The organism is Pedobacter riviphilus (assembly GCF_014692875.1).
Taxonomy (GTDB): Bacteria; Bacteroidota; Bacteroidia; order Sphingobacteriales; family Sphingobacteriaceae; genus Pedobacter; species Pedobacter riviphilus.
Genome location: NZ_CP061171.1, coordinates 1,055,841 through 1,075,094, shown reverse-complemented (window position 1 = coordinate 1,075,094; position 19,254 = coordinate 1,055,841). Strand labels below are relative to the sequence as shown.

At 38.3% G+C, this 19,254-nt stretch carries 15 protein-coding genes; 1 reads left to right on the top strand and 14 read right to left on the bottom strand.

The features are described 5' to 3' along the window. Positions 1–257: 257 nt before the first annotated feature. The 13 genes from H9N25_RS04440 to H9N25_RS04385 all read right to left on the bottom strand — a co-directional run bounded on the left by H9N25_RS04440 (position 258) and on the right by H9N25_RS04385 (position 15,246). On the bottom strand, positions 258–1,526 hold the full coding sequence (locus H9N25_RS04440) for a glucose-1-phosphate adenylyltransferase (protein WP_167293582.1): 1,269 nt from the start codon (positions 1,524–1,526) through the stop codon (positions 258–260). An 8-nt stretch (positions 1,527–1,534) separates the two neighbouring features. Next, entirely contained in the window at positions 1,535–2,290 is a 756-nt protein-coding gene (locus H9N25_RS25240) for a glycogen synthase (RefSeq protein ID WP_330221089.1), read from the bottom strand. A gap of 59 nt (positions 2,291–2,349) precedes the next feature. Beyond that, positions 2,350–2,946 carry a glycogen/starch synthase gene (locus H9N25_RS25235; RefSeq protein WP_330221088.1) on the bottom strand — a complete coding sequence of 199 codons (597 nt, stop codon included), beginning with the start codon at positions 2,944–2,946 and terminating at the stop codon, positions 2,350–2,352. A 355-nt stretch (positions 2,947–3,301) separates the two neighbouring features. Continuing rightward, a complete protein-coding gene (cobA, locus tag H9N25_RS04430; protein ID WP_167293580.1) occupies positions 3,302–4,096 on the bottom strand; it encodes a uroporphyrinogen-III C-methyltransferase in 795 nt (264 codons plus the stop codon). Positions 4,097–4,681: 585 nt separating this feature from the next. Then, a complete protein-coding gene (locus H9N25_RS04425) occupies positions 4,682–5,152 on the bottom strand; it encodes a hypothetical protein (protein WP_190328076.1) in 471 nt (156 codons plus the stop codon). A gap of 75 nt (positions 5,153–5,227) precedes the next feature. Further along, positions 5,228–6,130, bottom strand: coding sequence for a bestrophin family protein (locus H9N25_RS04420; protein WP_223833583.1), 903 nt, complete (start codon positions 6,128–6,130; stop codon positions 5,228–5,230). 370 nt (positions 6,131–6,500) lie between these two features. Further along, complete coding sequence (locus tag H9N25_RS04415; protein ID WP_190328075.1) at positions 6,501–7,751, bottom strand: sulfate adenylyltransferase subunit 1; 1,251 nt, start codon at positions 7,749–7,751, stop codon at positions 6,501–6,503. A 125-nt stretch (positions 7,752–7,876) separates the two neighbouring features. Beyond that, positions 7,877–8,800 carry a sulfate adenylyltransferase subunit CysD gene (gene cysD, locus H9N25_RS04410; RefSeq protein ID WP_190328074.1) on the bottom strand — a complete coding sequence of 308 codons (924 nt, stop codon included), beginning with the start codon at positions 8,798–8,800 and terminating at the stop codon, positions 7,877–7,879. A gap of 112 nt (positions 8,801–8,912) precedes the next feature. Then, positions 8,913–9,614 (bottom strand): phosphoadenylyl-sulfate reductase, encoded by a 702-nt coding sequence (locus H9N25_RS04405; RefSeq protein ID WP_190328073.1) that lies wholly within the window; start codon positions 9,612–9,614, stop codon positions 8,913–8,915. Positions 9,615–9,616: 2 nt separating this feature from the next. Beyond that, the gene (locus H9N25_RS04400) at positions 9,617–11,128 is read right to left on the bottom strand and encodes a TSUP family transporter (protein WP_190328072.1); all 1,512 of its coding nucleotides are present in this window, start codon (positions 11,126–11,128) and stop codon (positions 9,617–9,619) included. Further along, positions 11,112–11,882 carry a uroporphyrinogen-III C-methyltransferase gene (gene cobA / locus H9N25_RS04395; protein ID WP_167293573.1) on the bottom strand — a complete coding sequence of 257 codons (771 nt, stop codon included), beginning with the start codon at positions 11,880–11,882 and terminating at the stop codon, positions 11,112–11,114. Before cobA (H9N25_RS04395) ends, H9N25_RS04400 begins: the two co-directional genes overlap by 17 nt. Before the next feature lie 93 nt (positions 11,883–11,975). Next, positions 11,976–14,066 (bottom strand): HEPN domain-containing protein, encoded by a 2,091-nt coding sequence (locus tag H9N25_RS04390; protein WP_190328071.1) that lies wholly within the window; start codon positions 14,064–14,066, stop codon positions 11,976–11,978. Positions 14,067–14,799: 733 nt separating this feature from the next. Beyond that, entirely contained in the window at positions 14,800–15,246 is a 447-nt protein-coding gene (locus tag H9N25_RS04385) for an RrF2 family transcriptional regulator (protein WP_029275042.1), read from the bottom strand. Positions 15,247–15,459: 213 nt separating this feature from the next. On the opposite strand from H9N25_RS04385, the gene H9N25_RS04380 reads away from it, so the two are divergent. Continuing rightward, a complete protein-coding gene (locus H9N25_RS04380) occupies positions 15,460–16,680 on the top strand; it encodes a metallophosphoesterase (protein WP_190328070.1) in 1,221 nt (406 codons plus the stop codon). Positions 16,681–16,812: 132 nt separating this feature from the next. Here the strand turns inward: H9N25_RS04380 and H9N25_RS04375 are convergent, their stop codons facing one another. After that, positions 16,813–19,248 carry a TonB-dependent receptor gene (locus H9N25_RS04375; RefSeq protein ID WP_190328069.1) on the bottom strand — a complete coding sequence of 812 codons (2,436 nt, stop codon included), beginning with the start codon at positions 19,246–19,248 and terminating at the stop codon, positions 16,813–16,815. Positions 19,249–19,254 lie beyond the last annotated feature (6 nt).

The window sequence follows — 19,254 nt, the reverse complement described above, 5'->3', positions numbered from 1 at the left end:
ATTTTAGTAACAAGCCGATCGGAAAAATGTTAGGGAGAAAATTTTAAAAACCCATTTAAGCAATTATGAATTTGTTTTTCTGAAAATGAAAGATCCTAGTTAATGGCTGCCCGTAGCCCTGCTATCGCTTCAAGTCCTCACTCGTTCCTCGCTCCGGGCTTTCCGCTTTATCAGGTTTAGAAGCAAGGGTTCGTCCCCAAATAAAAAGCCAGTCACGAAAATCGCGACTGGCTTCTAGTTAATGAATAATGATTATTTTAAATCACTGTACCGCTTGGTACTACTGCTCCCTTTTTAATTACGACTATACCATCTTTAACAGCGTAAAGTTCAAAGTCTCCATCTTCTAAATGGTCGCCACCATTAATTTTAACATCATTACCAATACGACAATTTTTATCGATGATGGCATTATTGATAAAACAACGGTCTCCAATTCCGATCAATGAATTTCCTTTACCAGTTTCATCCTGTATCTCTTCAAGCGTTTGGTACCTGTCGCTGCCCATAATATAGGCATTGGTAATTACGGTATCTTTTCCAATCCTCGACCTAATCCCCAAAACAGCATGTTCTACCCTGCTGGCCTGAATAATGCAGCCTTCAGCAATAATGGTTTTATCTAAAGTAGTACCCGAAATTTTCGATGGCGGTAACATCCTTGCTCTTGTGAAAATAGCATGGTTACTATCGAACATATTAAATTTAGGTATTTCATCTGTTAGTCCTAAATTGGCTTCAAAGAAAGATGAAATATTACCAATATCAGTCCAATAACCTTCATATTGATAGCTTAAAACCCTGCTCTGCGTAATAGCCCTTGGTAAAATCTCTTTACCGAAATCCTTTTCCTCCTCATTCTCATTTAAGATATTGATCAGGTACTCGCGGTTAAAAACATAGATCCCCATCGATGCCAGAAAGTTACGCCCTTCGGCTTGCATTTCTTCACCGGTATCCGATACCCAATCCTCTAAACCCGTTTTAGGTTTTTCGATAAAAGAGGTAATCATATTTTCATCGTCGGCTTTTAAAATACCAAAATCTGTTGCATCTTTTGCGGTTACCGGGATAGTGGCAATGGTAATTTCAGCATTAGCTTCGATATGTTTTTCGATCATATTTTTAAAGTCCATCTGGTACAATTGATCTCCAGACAAGATTAAGATGTAATCGAATTCGTGCGAAACAATATGATGCATACACTGACGCACGGCATCTGCCGTACCCTGAAACCAACCTGAGTTTTGTACAGTTTGTTCAGCCGCCAAAATATCAACAAAGGCCGTACTAAAATGACTAAAGTGATAAGTATTTTTAATGTGTTTGTTTAGCGATGCTGAATTAAACTGGGTTAGCACAAACATTCGATGAATACCAGAATTTAGGCAATTTGAAATCGGGATATCTACCAATCGGTATTTACCAGCAATCGGAACTGCCGGTTTAGAACGTGTTTGTGTTAGTGGCGATAATCTAGAGCCCTGGCCACCGCCAAGGATAACGCCTAAAACTTTGTCAGTCATGTTTAAGCTTATTTTAATATTTGGTATAATTCTATATAATTTAATGCTGCCTTATCCCACGAATGGTCTATCTTCATCATTGTTTTTCTAACTGCTTTAAAAGCTTTTTTGTCATTATATAATTCAACAGCACGGTTAATAGCATGGGTAACATCCCAAATACTTGTTTGATCATGGCAAATCCCAAAACCACCGTCGCCTATATCTATTACAGTATCCTTCAATCCACCAATTCGGCGCACAATCGGTACAGTTCCATACCTTAACGCATAAAGCTGATTTAAGCCACAAGGTTCCACTCTCGATGGCATGATCAGGAAGTCTGCACCAGCATACATCTCGTGCGAAACCTGTTCATTGTAACCAATATAGGCATTATATCTACCCGCAAAAATGTCTTTCAGCTGATTTAACCGACCTTCCACCCAGTTATCGCCTGATCCTAAAACCAGGATATTGATGTTATCGCCATGTTGTTGTAAAGCGGTATAAAAAATATCGGGCAATAAATCGGCTCCTTTTTCATCAACCAATCTACCGATAAAAGTAAACAGTGGTTTAGACGGATCTAATTGAAAAACATCACAGAGCGCTGTTTTGTTTGCCAGTTTGCCAGCTTCAACCGTTTTTAAATTATAACCTTTGCTCAGCATCGGATCTGTTTCTGGATTCCAAACCTCGCTATCAATTCCATTTAATATCCCAACCGATTTCCAACGTTCCTGCCTCAATAAACTTTCTAATCCACGGGCATTGTTCATCATCTCATCCAGGTAACTTGGCGATACCGTGGTTACTTTCCATGCACATTTAATGGCCGATGCTAAGGGTTAATGGCATCATCCCAGCCCAACAAACCACCTTTCCATAAATCGAATGCTGGTATATAGTATAATTTATCCCATCCAAACTGACCTTGATATTGCGCATTATGAACAGTTAAAACCGTCGGGACACTACTAATTGCTTTATATTTTACGCAATTTGAAACCATAAAAGGAATTAAACCGGTATGGTGATCGTGGCAATGAAGTACATCCGGGCGATGCTCCCATTGTACAATCCAATCAAGTGTAGCAATCTGGAAAGCCACAAATCTTTCCGTATCGTCATTATAACCATATACATTCGGGCGGTCGGTTAAGCCCTGAATATGGATTACGTATAAATCAAAGCCCAATTTATTGGTTCTTTCTTTTAAAATGCGGTACTGAAAGTGGTGATTACCATAGTTTGCCCAGGCATCGTAAGTAACTTCAAATTCACTTTCGCGGATAAATTTTGTATCGTACGCAGGAACAACCACTTTGGCAATGTGGCCTAATTTATTTTGATACTTTGGTAAAGCCCCTACTACATCGGCTAAACCACCAACTTTTGCAACAGGGTAACACTCGGCACTTATATGTATAATTTCCATCAAATATTTGGTGTAGATAACCTAAGTAAGTTACTAATTGTTTTGAGTTTTGCAAATAATGAAAATTATATTTTTAGTTGATTTTTTTAATGGAAAAACCGTTTTCTTGACTGGAGCAACGCGGAATAGAGAGATTTAATTCTTAATTTAATTGGTTTTTTATTAGAAAGTGAATGTTCAGTTTTCTGTGGCAATCTGCAGTCCTGCTTTACGCTATAAGTCCTCACTACGTTCCGGGCTTACCGCTGCAATCAGGCTTAGAAACAAAGTTGACTCCTATCAAACACAAAAAACCGCCTAAATCCATAAGCGGTTTTTAACAACAAAACAAATATATTTTTGGTTTAAAAATATCTTAATATTCTTCGGCGATAATCTCGTAGAAATCGCGAATCGGCTGAAATTGCGGGTGTAACGATACTACATCTCCAAAAACCAACAAAGCCGGAGCAGTTATTCTTTTATCTTCAACAATCTCAGCAATGGTATCAACAACGCCCACCGCAATTTTTTCCTCTGGTGTAGAACCATTTTGAATTACAGCTACCGGTAAAAGGTTTTTATTTTCTGCCTGAAATATGGCAGCAATTTCTTTTACTTTTTCAATTCCGTTTAAAACAACAATAGTTGCTTTAGTTTTTGCGGCAATGTATAAATCTTCTGAAATTTCGCCTTTTGAGTTTGTTCCGGTTACTGCCCAAAAACTTTCGCTCAAATCTTTATAAATCATCGGGATCTTCTGTAAACTTGGTGCACCAGTTGCACTCGAAATACCCGGAATAATTTCAGTAGGAATACTATATGATTCTGCAGCATCTATTTCTTCGTATCCTTTAGCAAAGAAAAACGGATCGCCACTTTTTAAACGTACCACGTGCCCGTAGTTTAATGCATAATCAACAATCAGTTTGTTTACTGAATCCTGAGAAAATGACTCATTATCGCTACGCTTACCTACATAAACTTTTGGAATACCATCTGGCGCATGACATAATAAAGCTTCGTTCACATTTGCATCATATAAAACAACATCAGCTGTTTTTAATGCTTTAACACCTTTTAAACTAAATAAATCCGGATCGCCAGGACCTGCACCTATTAAAGTAATTCTTGGTTCAATGTTCGCTTTTTCTACTTTATTCAAAATCATAACAGATAATTTAAGCTCGTTATACGTTTGTTAATAATACAAATATATAAAGTCTATGGGAATTGTAGTAATTTATTTTAAAATAATTTTTCCTTAGCTTTTCAGTAGATATTGATTTAGGGATTTGGGGGCATTAATATAAGATCTATCTTATTGATAATGTGCGCGTTGATTGTCATTCCGAACGCTATGAAGAAATTTTTATAAGAAACATAATGTCTATATTAAAATTCTTCGTCTCCGCTCTCCACAGGAGACCTTTGGACAGGATGACCAACTGATTGGTGCATTTGTACTTTCTATACTTAGACAGCAGAAATTATTTACATGTTCAATTCCTAGTTTGTAGTACTACCAAACCAGGAATTGAGTTATGAAGTTTACTTTTTAAACCATTTATATAGTCCTAAAAAAACAAATATGGCCAAAACCGTTATTACGATATTCCCTATGGTATGGTCAAAATTTAATCCTCGTTTATATTCAATATTAAAGGAATAGATAACTTTAATAAAGATTAAAACAATTATGATACTTATAAAAATTTTTACGCTTAAGGATTTCATTTTGCTCACAAATTAGTTTTTATTTACAGCCCACTTCTGCAAAAGTAAATTTACCAGCTTCGTAATTAATGGGCTTTCCTTTAACAAAATACGATCTGCCCAAGGTGGTTTCAATCTGCCCAACACCCATAATGAGTTTGCCATCTTTCTTTAAAAAGGCCAATGGATTGGTAAATACTTTTGTGGTATCTTTACCAGTGTTAAACCGATAATCAACCAGTAAAGTATCGCCATTGAACTTGCCACTTATTTTGCCATTATTTTCGGGCTTATTAGCGTATTTAACCAATAATGAACCAGTTACCTTACCAGAAGCCAAAGTTTTAACAATCATCGCAGCACTGTCTTTTTCAAAGACCGCGGCATAACAGCTTTGATTAACCAGAGAATCGGTTTTAGTTTTAGCGCTGGTACCTGTTTTATTATTTTGGGTACAGGAATAGGCAAAAGGGATTATAGCCAAAGCGAGGTAAAGGATATTTCTTTTCATGGTATGTTGATTTATTGTTTTCTAATTCAATATACAAATACGATGATTATTTTCTATCATTTCCATAATGAAAATTTACATCAATATACTATTTTCGGGTGTTAGTACAGGAGGCAGATCAGATTCATCAAGCATATCCCTCATGTCGATTTCTATTGTCCGCGAGATATTGGTAATTGGTACATCATTGGCACTTCCTTCAAAAGGATTTGTAGAACTTTCGCCAACAATATCCAAAGAGTTAAAAACCCAGGTAAGTAAAATGGCAAATGGAACGTTTAACCAAATAGAATAACCCTCAATCAAAGTACCATTGCCCAATTTGTTAAATTCGTTTAATAAACCATATGGTACTAAAAACACAAATAAATTTAACATAATGGTAGCTATTGACGAAAAATGGCGTGGGTAAGGAAAGTTTTTAATTCTTTCGGCTTTACCCTGGTTATCGTAAAAACTGGTAATCGAGCTTTGCAACGATTGTAATTGCAAGTCGGATAAATACCCCTCAGCAAACAGTTTATTGATATGACTTGATTGTAAAGCCATTAACTGAGTAGCCTTGTTTTTTTTGGTTAGCACGTATTTCAGTTCATCTACCGAAAGATATTTTGACAAGATATCTTCTAACTTATCTGTTTTTTCGGAAACATGGTACAGCCTGGCATATTCGATATTACGGGGATCGTTCGAATTTTCCCAAGCCCTTGGCTCTCTTAACTGAAACCGAAGTGCAGTTAACCAGGCGAAATGACGGTAAAAAATAATCTGGACCTCTGTCCTTTTATCTTGTGATGCAAGATAGTCGCGCACCATTACTCCAAAAGCGCGGCTCACATTTATAATCCCGCCGTAAATCTGCCTTGCTTCCCAAAGGCGCGAATAGCTGGCATTGTTTTTAAAACTAATGATAAAAGAAACGGCGTACCTAAAAGTGCTACCGGAACCCAGGAAATGGAGAGAAACGTGAACTTGCAAAAATGATAAAGTACAGTAGGAATAATGGCGAGAATAGTTAAACGGTAAATATCTCGTCGGGTCCATACAATAAATTCGAAAAAGGTATATTTCTTTCCAGCGTGCATAGTTTATGGTTTATTCGGAAAATTATCTGGGGATTTAAACTAAGATATAAAAAATTTAAAGTGCCGACACTTAAAATGTTTAAAAAATCGTCAACGAAAAACGGGGCTGCCTTATCTGGCGCCCCGCTGAAATTGCTTTCACTTTAGATTAAAAAAACCTAAAGTTCTCATTATTATATTTGGTTGTGGTTCTCGCTGACTATGCCGTTGATCATTGAAAATTGGTCATTAATTAATGATCTATTTCCATCATCCAACTTATTCTATTCCACTGCTGCCCTGAACATTAAAGCACCCACGGTTAAATTGGTACGGGTATCAACTAAAATGGCTGAACCATTTGCACGGTTATCATCATATAAATCAAAGGCTAAGGTATCAGCCGTTTTCACAATCACGCGGCCAATATCATTCAATTTAAATTCTTCTGCGGCATGTTTCTCTAGTGTATTGATATCCACTTTGTGAAGAATTTCGCTGATTTTACATTTCGTAATTTTGCTATTGTGCTGAATATTGTACATGATCGAGGTATCTAACGCACGGGTATCCATCCAGCAAAGATCAGCCTCAATCAATTTTGTTTCCTGTGGCAAAGCCGATGCATTTACAATAGTATCGCCCCTGCTGATATCTACGTCGTCTTTTAAGTGAATAATAACTGACTGACCAGCATGCGCTGCATCAGGCGTCTGGTCAAAAAATTCGATCTTCTCAACAGTAGAACTCGCACCACTAGGCAAAACCGTAACTTTATCATTTAAGTTAAAGGTTCCACTCAATACCCTACCGGCATAACCGCGGTAATCATGCAATTCTTCTGTTTGCGGGCGTACAACCCACTGTACAGGCATACGCGCCAATTGCGATTTGTCCAGGTTGTCGGTATCAACCTGCTCTAAGAAATGTAATAAGCTCTCTCCTTCGTACCAATCCATATTGCCCGAGTTTTGTACAATGTTATCGCCTTTTAAGGCACTAACCGGAATATAGGTTACATCGGCAAGCTTTAATTGCTGGGCCAGAACTTTGTATTTTTCTATAATTGCGCTATAAACGGTTTCGCTATAGTCAACCATATCCATTTTGTTAATACAAACAACCACGTGTTTAATGCCCAGTAAGGAAACAATATACGAGTGACGGATGGTCTGTTCTACCACACCGTTACGCGCGTCGATTAAGATAATGGCGAGGTTAGCTGTAGAAGCGCCTGTAACCATGTTTCTTGTATATTGAATGTGCCCCGGTGTATCGGCAATAATAAATTTCCGCTTTTCGGTCTGAAAGTACTTATAAGCTACATCAATAGTAATACCTTGCTCGCGCTCTGCCCTTAAACCATCGGTTAAAATGGCTAAATCTATTGTTCCGTCATCATTTTTGCGGTTAGAACTCTGTAAAGCTTCTAATTGATCGGCCAAAATAGAATCTGTATCATATAACAAACGGCCAATTAGGGTACTTTTACCATCATCTACACTGCCTGCTGTGAAAAATTTTAATATGTTCATGTTTTAAAGTATTAAGATAAAAGTATCAAGTATCAAGACAAATTTCGGTCTATCACTTTCATACTCATACTTAGTTTAATTAGGAGATTTAATTTTAGTTCGCAAATCAGTCTTGATGCTTGATACTAAAGACTTGATACTCCTTTAAAAATATCCCCCTTTTTTCTGTCTTCCATTGCGGCTTCAGAAACTTTATCATCCATACGGGCACCACGCTCTGAAATTTTAGAAGCGCTGATTTCAGAAATAATATCATCGATCAAAGTTGCATCCGATTCTACCGCAGCAGTACAAGACATATCGCCTACTGTGCGGAAACGTACTTGTTTGCGGAATACAATATCTTCATCATCCATATTTAAAAACGGCGAAGCAGCCATTAGTTGTCCGTTTCTGGTAATTACATCACGTTCGTGTGAGAAATAAATACTTGGTAATTCGATTTTCTCTCTACGGATATAATTCCAAACATCTAATTCTGTCCAGTTACTAATCGGGAATACACGGATATTTTCTCCTTTATGGATTTTACCATTGTAAATATTCCAAAGTTCGGGACGTTGACGTTTTGGATCCCATTGGCCAAATTCATCACGAACGGAGAAAATACGTTCTTTTGCTCTTGCTTTTTCTTCATCTCTACGCGCACCGCCAATGCAGGCATCAAACTGGTATTTTGCAATGGTATCAAGCAAGGTTACCGTTTGCAAAGCATTTCTACTTGCATTTTTACCTGTTTGCTCTACAACTTTACCCTGATCTATTGACTCTTGCACAGAACCGACGATTAATCTTTCGCCAATCCGCTCTATCATCTGATCGCGATAAGTAATGGTTTCTTCAAAATTATGACCTGTATCAATATGTACTAAAGGAAATGGAAATTTTCCCGGACGAAAAGCTTTTTCTGCCAAACGAACTAAAGTAATTGAATCCTTTCCACCCGAAAATAATAGGGCTGGCTTTTCAAACTGACCTGCTACTTCACGTAAAATGTGAATGGCCTCAGCCTCTAGTTCATCTAAATAATCAAAATTATATGTACTCATTATAAAGTGTTGTCTTTGTTGTTGTTGTTGTTGTTGTTAAAAATATTGGAAGGTTTGAAGGTTGAATGTTGTCATTCACATGCCGATATTACAATCTCCCATTATCCATCTATTAAGAAGCTGCATGCAAACCGCATTCTTTTTTGCTCTGGTCTTCCCACCACCATCTTCCTGCTCTAAAATCTTCGCCGGGCTGTACTGCTCTTGTACATGGGGCACAACCAATACTCGGGAAACCTTTATCGTGCAGGGTATTGTAAACAATATTGTTTTCTTTAATGTATGCTTTCACATCATCTAAAGTCCAATCAAAAATAGGATGAAATTTAATCAATTGGTTTCCTTCGTCCCATTCTAAATCGTGCATATCTTCACGGTTTGCACTTTGATCGGCCCTAATTCCTGTCACCCAGATTTCGTTTCCTTTTAATGCTCTTTTTAAAGGTTCAATTTTACGGATGTAACAGCATTCTTTTCTATTTTCTACCGATTCGTAAAAGCTGCTCGGGCCTTTTGTATTTACCATATCCTGCAGCAGTTCGTTCTGCGGATAATAGGCATGAATGGGTTTGTTATAGATTTCCAGTGTACGGTTCCAAACATAATAGGTTTCTGGGAACAAACGCCCGGTTTCTAAAGTAAAAACCTTGATCGGAATATTATTGGAAAAAATTAAATGGGTAATTGCCTGGTCTTCCCAACCAAAACTGGTTGAAAATACAATACGGCCGACATATTTATCTGCCAAAAACTTCAGTTTATCAATTGTATTTAAACCTGCCAATTCTGCTTTTATCTCCTCTAGGTTCTCCATCACTAAATTAATTTTAAAATAAACATAATTACACTGCGTAAGCTTACAATCATCACAATAATGCCCACGGCAACCATAATGGTTTTTGCTGAAATTTTGTTCGATACCTTTGCAGCGATTGGCGATGCGATTGCACTACCAATAATTAAACCCACAACGGCTTCCCAGTGTTTGCCGCCTAGCATGGTAAAAAAGGTAAGCGAACTTAGGGTTGCAATAAAAAAACGGCTGATTTTTACTGTACCCAGCGAAAATAACGGATGACGGCCGCCCGCAATTAAACTCGATAAAACGATCGATCCCCATCCACCACCAAAAGCGGCATCGATAAAACCACCCAAAAAGCCTAACAAACCTATTTTTTTGATTTTATGATCGGCTTTTTTCCTTTTAATATTAAAGGCTTTCATTAAAATAACGGCACCTAAAAACAGTGTATAAACGGCAACAACCGGTTTAACATAACTACTATAATGCTCTAATGATGATAAAATATAGGCACCCAATACCGCACCAACAATTGCAGGGAGGATCAATATTTTAAAAAGTTTCCAGTTTACATTGCCCATGCGGTAATGCATCCAGCCGGCAATACCATTGCTCATTACCTCCGAAATATGGATGGCCATACTTGCCGATGCGGGTGGTAAACCCATCGCAAGTGAAAAAGAAGCTGTTGTAACGCCGTACGACATTCCAATTGCGCCATCTATTAATGCGAATAAAAACCCAGCACCCAAAAACCAATAGAACAATGGATCGATGTTAATCAAAAACGTCTGAAATTCAGGTTCGGTATTCCAAAGCGAAAGTCCGATTGCTCCGATCAATAAAACCGATGCCATCCAGATCAACCACTTAATATTCCTCTCGGCGAAGCTTTTTTTAGGATTAATTAAACTTTGCGTAACCTTATTCAGTTTTTTAACCTTTGCCGAAAAATCACCATTTAAAGTTTGACGTAAAGCGCTCATATTCTGTAACGTTTCATCAAGCTCAGCGGGCAGGCCTTCATTTAAAATCTGTTTTAAACGTTTGGCTATAGTGGGCGATTTTCCATTCGTAGAAATGGCAATCTTTAAATCTCCTTTTTGAACGATTGACCCCAAATAGAAATCACACAGTTCTGGTTTATCTGCCACATTAATCAACAGGCCACGCTCGTGTGTAACCTTTCTGATCTCTTCATTTAAAATATTGTTATTGGTAGCGGCAAAAACGATATCAATATCGTTCAGATCATCAACATCGAAACTTTTCTGCTTAATTTTTATCTGCGGATAATTTGCAATAAGTGTATAAACTTCAGGCGATATTAGCTCTGCAACTATTGTGATAGTAGCCTGCTGGCTGTTATTTACAATCGCAGTTAATTTTTCGAGTCCAATATTTCCTGCCCCAATTAATAATGTACGCAGCTTGTTCAGCTTTACAAAAACCGGAAAGAGCTGGTTACCTTTTTCTTCTTCAGAAAAAGACGCTTCATTATTAGGTTGGTTAGGCAATACTTGCATATTGTTTAATTAATTTCTTAAATGATGGATGTAATGATACAACTTCTCCAAAAATTAATAAAGCAGGTGCTTTAATATTTTCTTGTTGCACTAAACCTTCTATGGTTTCGACCACACCTACTACCAATCTTTCATCCTCTGCCGATCCGTTCTGCACCACTGCAGTTGGTAAATTGTGTTTTCCTGCTGCTTTAAAAATCTCCACAATTTTTGGTAGTTTTTTTAGGCCCATAAGCACAACCACTGTTGCATTGGATTGTGCAGCCTGGTAAATATCAGCAGATACTTCTCCAGAAGTTGTAGTACCTGTAATTACCCAAAAACTTTCGCTCATGCCACGGTGCGTTACAGGAATCTGTTGCAAGCCCGGCACACCAATAGAACTCGAAATACCCGGAATTACGCTTACCGGAATGCTATATGATGCGGCATAATCCAGTTCTTCGTAACCCCTGCCAAAAACAAATGGATCTCCACCTTTTAAACGCACTACGTGACCATAGTTTAAGGCATAATCGATCATTAATTTATTGATGGTATCCTGAGGGTAAGAATGCTCGCCCGAACGTTTTCCTACATAAACCTTAATGGCTTCTGCCGGAGCATGCTCCAATAAAGCTTCGTTGGTTAAAGCATCGTACAAAACCACATCAGCAGTTTGCAACGCTTTTACCCCCTTTAGCGTTAATAAATCAGGATCTCCAGGACCAGCGCCTAATAGGGTAATTTTTGATTCTTTATGTTGATTAACCATGTTTTTTAAAATTATTGAATTTTGAAGTCTGGATGAAGATTATTTGGCGCATGGTGTTTAGCGTCTGCTTTCTTCAATCTATTGTCTCAAATCTTATTTCGCTAATACGCCTCTTTTTTCCTTAATCTGATTTAAAAATTGATTTGCTTCTTCAAAATACTTCTGTGCGAATTCGGCTGTTGGTTCGTTTTGGTTAATCTGTAAAACCAGGTCGGAGAAATTGGTCGATAAATTAAATTCTCCAGTTTCTACGTAATGGTTATCAAATTCGCGGATCACACCAATCTGTGTGCTACTATTTACGCCTTTATCTAACAATAATGATTTTGCAGCGCTTACAAAAGTGCTGTAAGTATGATAAATGGCATCTGCATAAGCACCTTTATCTAAATTTTGCTTTGCCCAATCGAATTTTTCATCAGCCTCTAGCAACAAGGTGGCTACCAGATCAATTACTACACCGGCACACTCGCCAACGCCAATTGCGGTAACAAACTCTTCTACGTGCCCCCAATCAACAAATTCTTCTGTTTTAAGATTGGTTAAATCGGCCAATGGTTTTAACAACTGATAAAAATGATCTTTACCTTTTCTATCATAATACTGGTGAAAGTTCTCACCCTCCAGGTTATTGGCTTTAAAATCATTTAAAATAAAATGTAAAACACTCGTTGCTCTTTTAGAAGGCACTTTAATTACACGTTCTGCAACTCTACCCACACCATTACCTACGGTTCCGCCGCCCAACATTACCTGAACTGCCGGAACAACTTTTCCTTCAGCCTTTACAGAACTTCCGTGGAAACCAATTTCGGCTAAGCCATGCTGACCGCAAGAGTTCATACATCCACTGATTTTGATTTTGATGTTTTTCTCATAGATAAACTCAGGGAAATCGGTATAAATTACCTCTTCTAAAACCTCAGCTAAAGTCATGGAATTGGAAATACCCAAATTACAGGTATCGGTACCAGGACAAGTGGTAATATCGGCCAAACTATCAAAACCTGCCGTAGTAAAACCGATTTTATTTAGGGCTGCATATAATGAAGGTAATGCTTCCTTACGCACAAACTTTAGCAGCAAGCCTTGGTTTTGCGTAATTCTGATTTCATCAGCCACATATAACCTGATGGCATCAACAAAAGCTCTTGCTTTATCTGTTTTGATATCACCTACCTGAACTTTTACATAAACGCCGTAAAATCCGGCCTGTTTTTGCTCAATTACGTTAGTGGCCAACCAATGTTTGTAATGGGCTTCGTTTAATATTTCTACTGCAGGATATTCTTGTTCTAGCGGCAAGAGTGGCTGAGGTACAGTATTGAGATCTATTTTAAAGGTTTTTACTTTGTTGGCAATACGCTCTTCGGCAACCAAACGTAAAACTTCTTCTAAACCTAATTTTTGAACCAGATATTTTAAACGTGCTTTGTTACGATTAGTACGTTCGCCATAACGGTCGAACACACGAAGAACAGATTCGGTAAAAGGAATTAACTGATCTTCAGGCAAAAATTCGTGAACGGCATTTGCAAGGAAAGGCTGTGCGCCTAAACCACCTGCAAACAAAACTTTAAATCCGCGCTCACCATTTTCATTAATTTTAGGAATAAAACCTAAATCGTGAATGTAGCTAAACGCAGTATCTCTATCACTCGAAGAAAAGGAGATTTTAATCTTTCTTCCCATTTCCTGACAGATTGGGTTACGCAAAAAGTAAGCAAATACCGCTTGTGCATAAGGCGAAACATCAAAAGGTTCTTCTGCGTCGATTCCAGAATTTGGAGAAGCTGTTACGTTACGTACCGTATTTCCGCAAGCCTCGCGAAGCGTAATATCATCCTGCTCCAATTTAGCCCAAAGTTCAGGCGTGCGGTCTAAACTCACATAGTGAATCTGAATATCCTGACGGGTAGTTAAGTGTAAATTCCCACTTCCATACTCATCAGCAATATCGGCAATACGCAATAACTGTTTAAAAGTTACCTTACCAAATGGCAGTTTAATACGCACCATTTGTACTCCAGGCTGTCTTTGACCGTAAACACCCCGTGCTAAACGGAGGCTTCTAAACTTTTCGTCGTGGATGGTTCCATCTCTAAAAGCTTTAATCTTATTCTCCAAATCGATAATGTCCTGCTCGACAATCGGATTTTCGAGTTCTGTTCTGAAACTTTGCATATGTGTTGTTAGCTTTATTCAAAAAATGCTTCCCTATTACCGAGAAGCATTCCATATTTTATACTTAAAATTATCTGTAGGCTCCTATTACTGCGTTTTACAACAACACATTATTTGCATAGCGATTAACTTGTTAGGTATAAAATTGAAATTCATACGCCAAATATATAAAGTATATAGGAATAGTCGTAATTTATTATGAAAAAATTTACCATATCCTGTTAAAACAACTCAAGATCGTCATTTCGAGTAGAGTGTAACGCAGTCGAGAACCACGAAGTGCTCAGCGAAGCTAAATCTACAAAGTTAAATCACTTAATCAACGGGACTAAAAACCGCCAATTGATAACTGGCAGCTGAAGACCGAAAACTGCTAACAGAAAACTGATTTGGGCGTTCCCCAAGCTGCGCAAGGGTCAGGCTTTACAGGGCTGCGCTTCGCTCCGGTACCGATGAAGGATCGGTACTAAACCCTTACAATCCTTAACGCAAAATTATCGCTTTTTTCATCCGTATAGTTAGCAAGCCCAAGAACCACAGCCTGATTGTTAAATAAACCTGATATAGCGGAAAGCCCACAGCGAGGCACGAGCGAGGACTTGCAGCGGTAGCAGGACTATCGTAGCCGAAACGTACAGACCCCTGCTTTTCAAATAAAATTGACAAGCTAAGTCATCAGAACATATCTAATAACAAGTTCAGGATGACGGATTGGGCCACGTGAAAATGAATATTATAAATTAACGATACCGATTTTCAGATTATCCTCTCTACCAATTACATCAGCAATGCTGGTTTCGGTTAAAACCTTAAGCGTAGCATCTCGAACATCGATAAAGGCACTTCTAATTCCGCAGGTTTTCTCATCTACACACTCATCACATTTGTGATAGAAATTTAAACTTGCACAGGGAACCATGGCAATAGGCCCATCCGTTACACGCATTACGTGTACCAATAAAATCTCTTCAGGCTTCTTGTTTAGGCTGTAGCCACCCCCTGCACCTTTTTTACTGTATAAAAAGCCAGCGTTACGCAGATCTAGCAGAATTTGCTCCAAGAATTTTTTAGGGATATGCTCCTCCTCTGCAATTTTAGAAATTTGCATTGGTGGTTTATCTAAATTTTTACCAAGCGCAACAAGCGCTTTTATGGCATACTTTGTTTTTTTGGACAGCATATTCTCACAAAGCTAATAAAAGAAAGTAAATTATAAAATACGCAACAGGAAGTTGATTTTAATTCAACACAGTATGATATTTATAAATATAATGCATAATAACGATAATGCTTTAATCAAAGCAGCGTAAAAATAACCGCAACGCAAAACAGAAGAACATTTATCAGCGTTTAAAATCTATTTTTACCCATAATCTGAATTACAGATTTCAATATGAAAAGAAAACTCAATCTATTGCCGCTCATCATAGTTGCAATTATATTTTTTGCCCTTAACGCTTACGTTTTGTCTGGACTGGGCACCATCAATCAATCTACCTGGCTCAGTCCTATTTTCTGGGTTTTTATTGTAGGGCTAACTTTTGCTTTACTCTACGCCGTACAGCAAATGCGAATCCAGGGAATGAACAGGTTTTTCCAGATCATCAGTCATGCTTTTTTAATTGTTTTTAGCGCAGAGCTCGTATTCGCTTTTTTCCTCTTTCTCGGCGATATTTACCGCTTATTAATAGGTTTGTCTACTAATTTTCAGCCGGAAGGTTTTCACATTTTAGGTCGTAGCAATTACTGGGTTGATTTTGCATTTGTAATGTTCTGTTTAACCATCGCTTTATTTGCTTATGGCATTACGCAAGGGAAATATGCTTACCGTGTAATTAAACACACTTTATATTTTGATGATCTGCCTGCCAGTTTTGATGGTTTTACCTTGACACAGATATCTGATGTACACGCTGGAAGTTTTACCAACCCTAAAGAAGTACAAAAAGGAATTGACCTGATTAACGCGCAAAAAAGCGATCTGTTTGTTTTTACAGGAGACCTGGTAAATAATGTTTCCTCAGAAATTGTGCCTTACATTGGTCATTTTTCACAGATTAAAGCACCGTTTGGACAATTTTCAGTTTTGGGCAACCACGATTATGGCGATTACATCAAATGGCCTACAGAAGCAGATAAAATCCAGAATTTAAATCAGTTAAAAGCTTACCATAAAGAACTTGGTTTTAAGCTTTTATTGGATGAACATGTTGAATTGCATAAAAATGGCGAGAAAATCATACTGGCCGGAATAGAAAACTGGGGAATTGGTTTTGGAGAACGTGGAGACTTAAACAAAGCCTTGCAAAACACTAATGTTGATGATTTTAAAATCCTGTTATCGCACGATCCTTCGCATTGGGATGCACAGGTAAAAAATTATCCTTCAAAAATTCAACTTTCATTGGCTGGACATACACACGGTATGCAGTTTGGCATCGAAGCTTTTGGAATTAAATGGAGCCCGGTAAAATACCGTTACAAACATTGGGCGGGTATTAAAACCGAAAATGGAAGATATCTGAATGTAAACAGAGGCTTCGGTTTCCTTGGCTTTTCGGGCCGGATTGGTATCTGGCCGGAAATTACGGTGATTGAGTTGAAGCGGAAGTAAACAACAAATGCCCCGAATTGAGGCATTTGTTGTTTACGCGATCGTCATTCCCGCGCAGGCGGGAATCTTAATGCAAGCAACAAGTCCAGCTATGGCATTACGATTCCCAATCAAGTTGGGAATGACGAACCGCTAGTAATTAAGCGTATACGTTAAATTATACGTACGGCCGCGGCCTGCATAATAAAAGGTCTCTTTTTTAGCTAACGATTGGTATAAAAACTGCGAACGTTGACTCCAGATCGTCTGGTAGTTTTTGTTCAACAGATTTTGTACACCAAATGATAAACTTCCGGTAAATAATTTCACTGAACCTAATAAATCAACGGTAGTGAAACCCTTTAACTCGTTTTGTACAACCGCATTTCCGATTGTAGCATAACCTTTCGAATCAAATGAGTGGAAAGCCTGTGCTTTTATTCCAAAAACTTTTCCGTTATACCCTAAATAACCCGCAATTTTTGATGGACTTGCAACAGTTACATCCTGTAATGACCATGTGCCATCCGCATTTTGTTTCTGTGTTTTAATGTATAAACCGTTCGCTCCAGCTTCGAAGCCATTTTTCAGGTTCAACGATAATGAACCTTCAACACCAATATTTCTAACTTTTTCATCAAAAACTTCAATATTAAATGTGCTATTGGTTTTTACATTTTTATCTGATAGGGCATAGAAGCCAGCTACCTGTGCGTTAAATACACCGGTGCGGTAACGGTAACCAGCTTCGTACTGTTCTGTTTTGATACCTGTTAAAGGAGAACTTGCAACATTGATAGAGTTACCCAAATTCCAGTTGGTGCCCGCCAATGTATAAGCACCTTGTCCGTAATATTTTGCCGGATCTGCCAAGTTAAATCCTTGCGAAAAATTAACCCAAGCTTGTTGAGCTGTGTTGATTTTAATTACTAAACCACCATTTAATAAATTTACATCGTAATGGTTTTCTCCACCTGCAATAGCAGTAGCGGTTTTACCCACGCCATAAGCCAAAGGCACGGCAGCGGTAGTGCCTACAAAATCGCCAACTTTAACAAACATACGCTGTTGACGTACACCTCCTGATAAAGTTAGAAAATTGGCTATTTTAACCTGAGCCTGTAAAAAGCCTGATAGACCATTTACCCTAAAGTTGGGATAACGGGTAATAGTGGCTACTGTAGTATTGTTTAAACCGCCAGATGTTGCAGCTTTTGTCCTATCAAACAAGGCTTGTTGTGCATTAAAATTTTCGTTATCGGCATCAATACCATAGGTAAGATTTAATCTGTTCCAATCTTTATTCAAAACCAGTTTTAAAGCACTGTAATTTGTATTTTGGATTGACGATCCACTGTAAAGTACACCAGGTATTGCCGCTGTCCCAGGAAAGGGGTGAAAGCTAAATTGTTCGCTCCTTGCTGCAGCCTGTACATAAAGTGTTTGTCCGCCTAAAATCTCACTTGCCTGATAGTTGGCATTGATATTGGCCCTGCTTGTTTTGGGATCAACATCTGATGAGTAGCCATTTCTCATTTCTAAAAGCGCTGGATTTGATAATAATCCACCATAATTTGCGCCCAAGAAAAGATCTTTGTCGCCACGGTAACCTGAGTTATAATATTGGGCATTCACCGATAGCTTTTGATAATCAGTCAATTTAAATTCGGTACTTCCGAAAAAATCGAATGATTGGTTATACTGTAAATCGGTTTGTGTAATATCGGTAAAGATCTGTTTTCCATCTGCGCCATAAGCTGCATTGTTTTTTTGAAAAGCCATGCCGATGCGTCCGTTCCAATCTTTGCTCCCACCAGAAATAGCCTGTGCCACGCGTACATCATGGTCACTTTTTTCTTTTAAACCGCTACGCACACCAACTTGTGTAGTGAAACTTGGTTGACTATCCTGTCCTTTTTTAGTAATGATATTGATGATACCACCTGTTGCGCCACCGCCATAAACCGCACTTGCACCAGATAAAACCTCGATACGTTCGATGTTGAAAGGATCTATCGATTCGAACTGACGGCTCACACCACGGGTACTGTTTAACGATACACCATCAATCATTACCAATGCATCTCGGCCACGCTGGTTCTGTCCGTAGTTGGTACGTCCTTCCGGCCCGGCATCTAAACTCGGAATTAATTGTGCTAAGGTTTGTTTAAGTGGGATTCCTGCCCTGGCCTGCTCCTGTATTTTTGCGCCATCTACTACCCAAACTGTACCTGGTATTTCACTGATTTTAGTTGGTTTACGTGATGAAACCACCACAACTTCCTGCATGTTGGAAGTTGGACTCAGGCTAATGGTTAAATTAACGTTCTGATCTTTAGCCAGGCTCACTTTTTGCAGTATGGTAGTATACCCTACATAACTCACCTGTAATTTGTAAGAACCTTCAGTTAACTTTAATTCAAAGCTACCATCGGCAGCTGTTGTAGCTGAAGTATTTTTGCCTTCAACTTTAATATTTGCCCCCGCAAGCGGTGCGGTTTCTCCAATTACCTTTCCGATAACGGTTTGAGCTTTGCCTGTTAAAATAAATCCACAGACAAGGATTGCCATTAAGTATAGATTCTTCATTCGAAT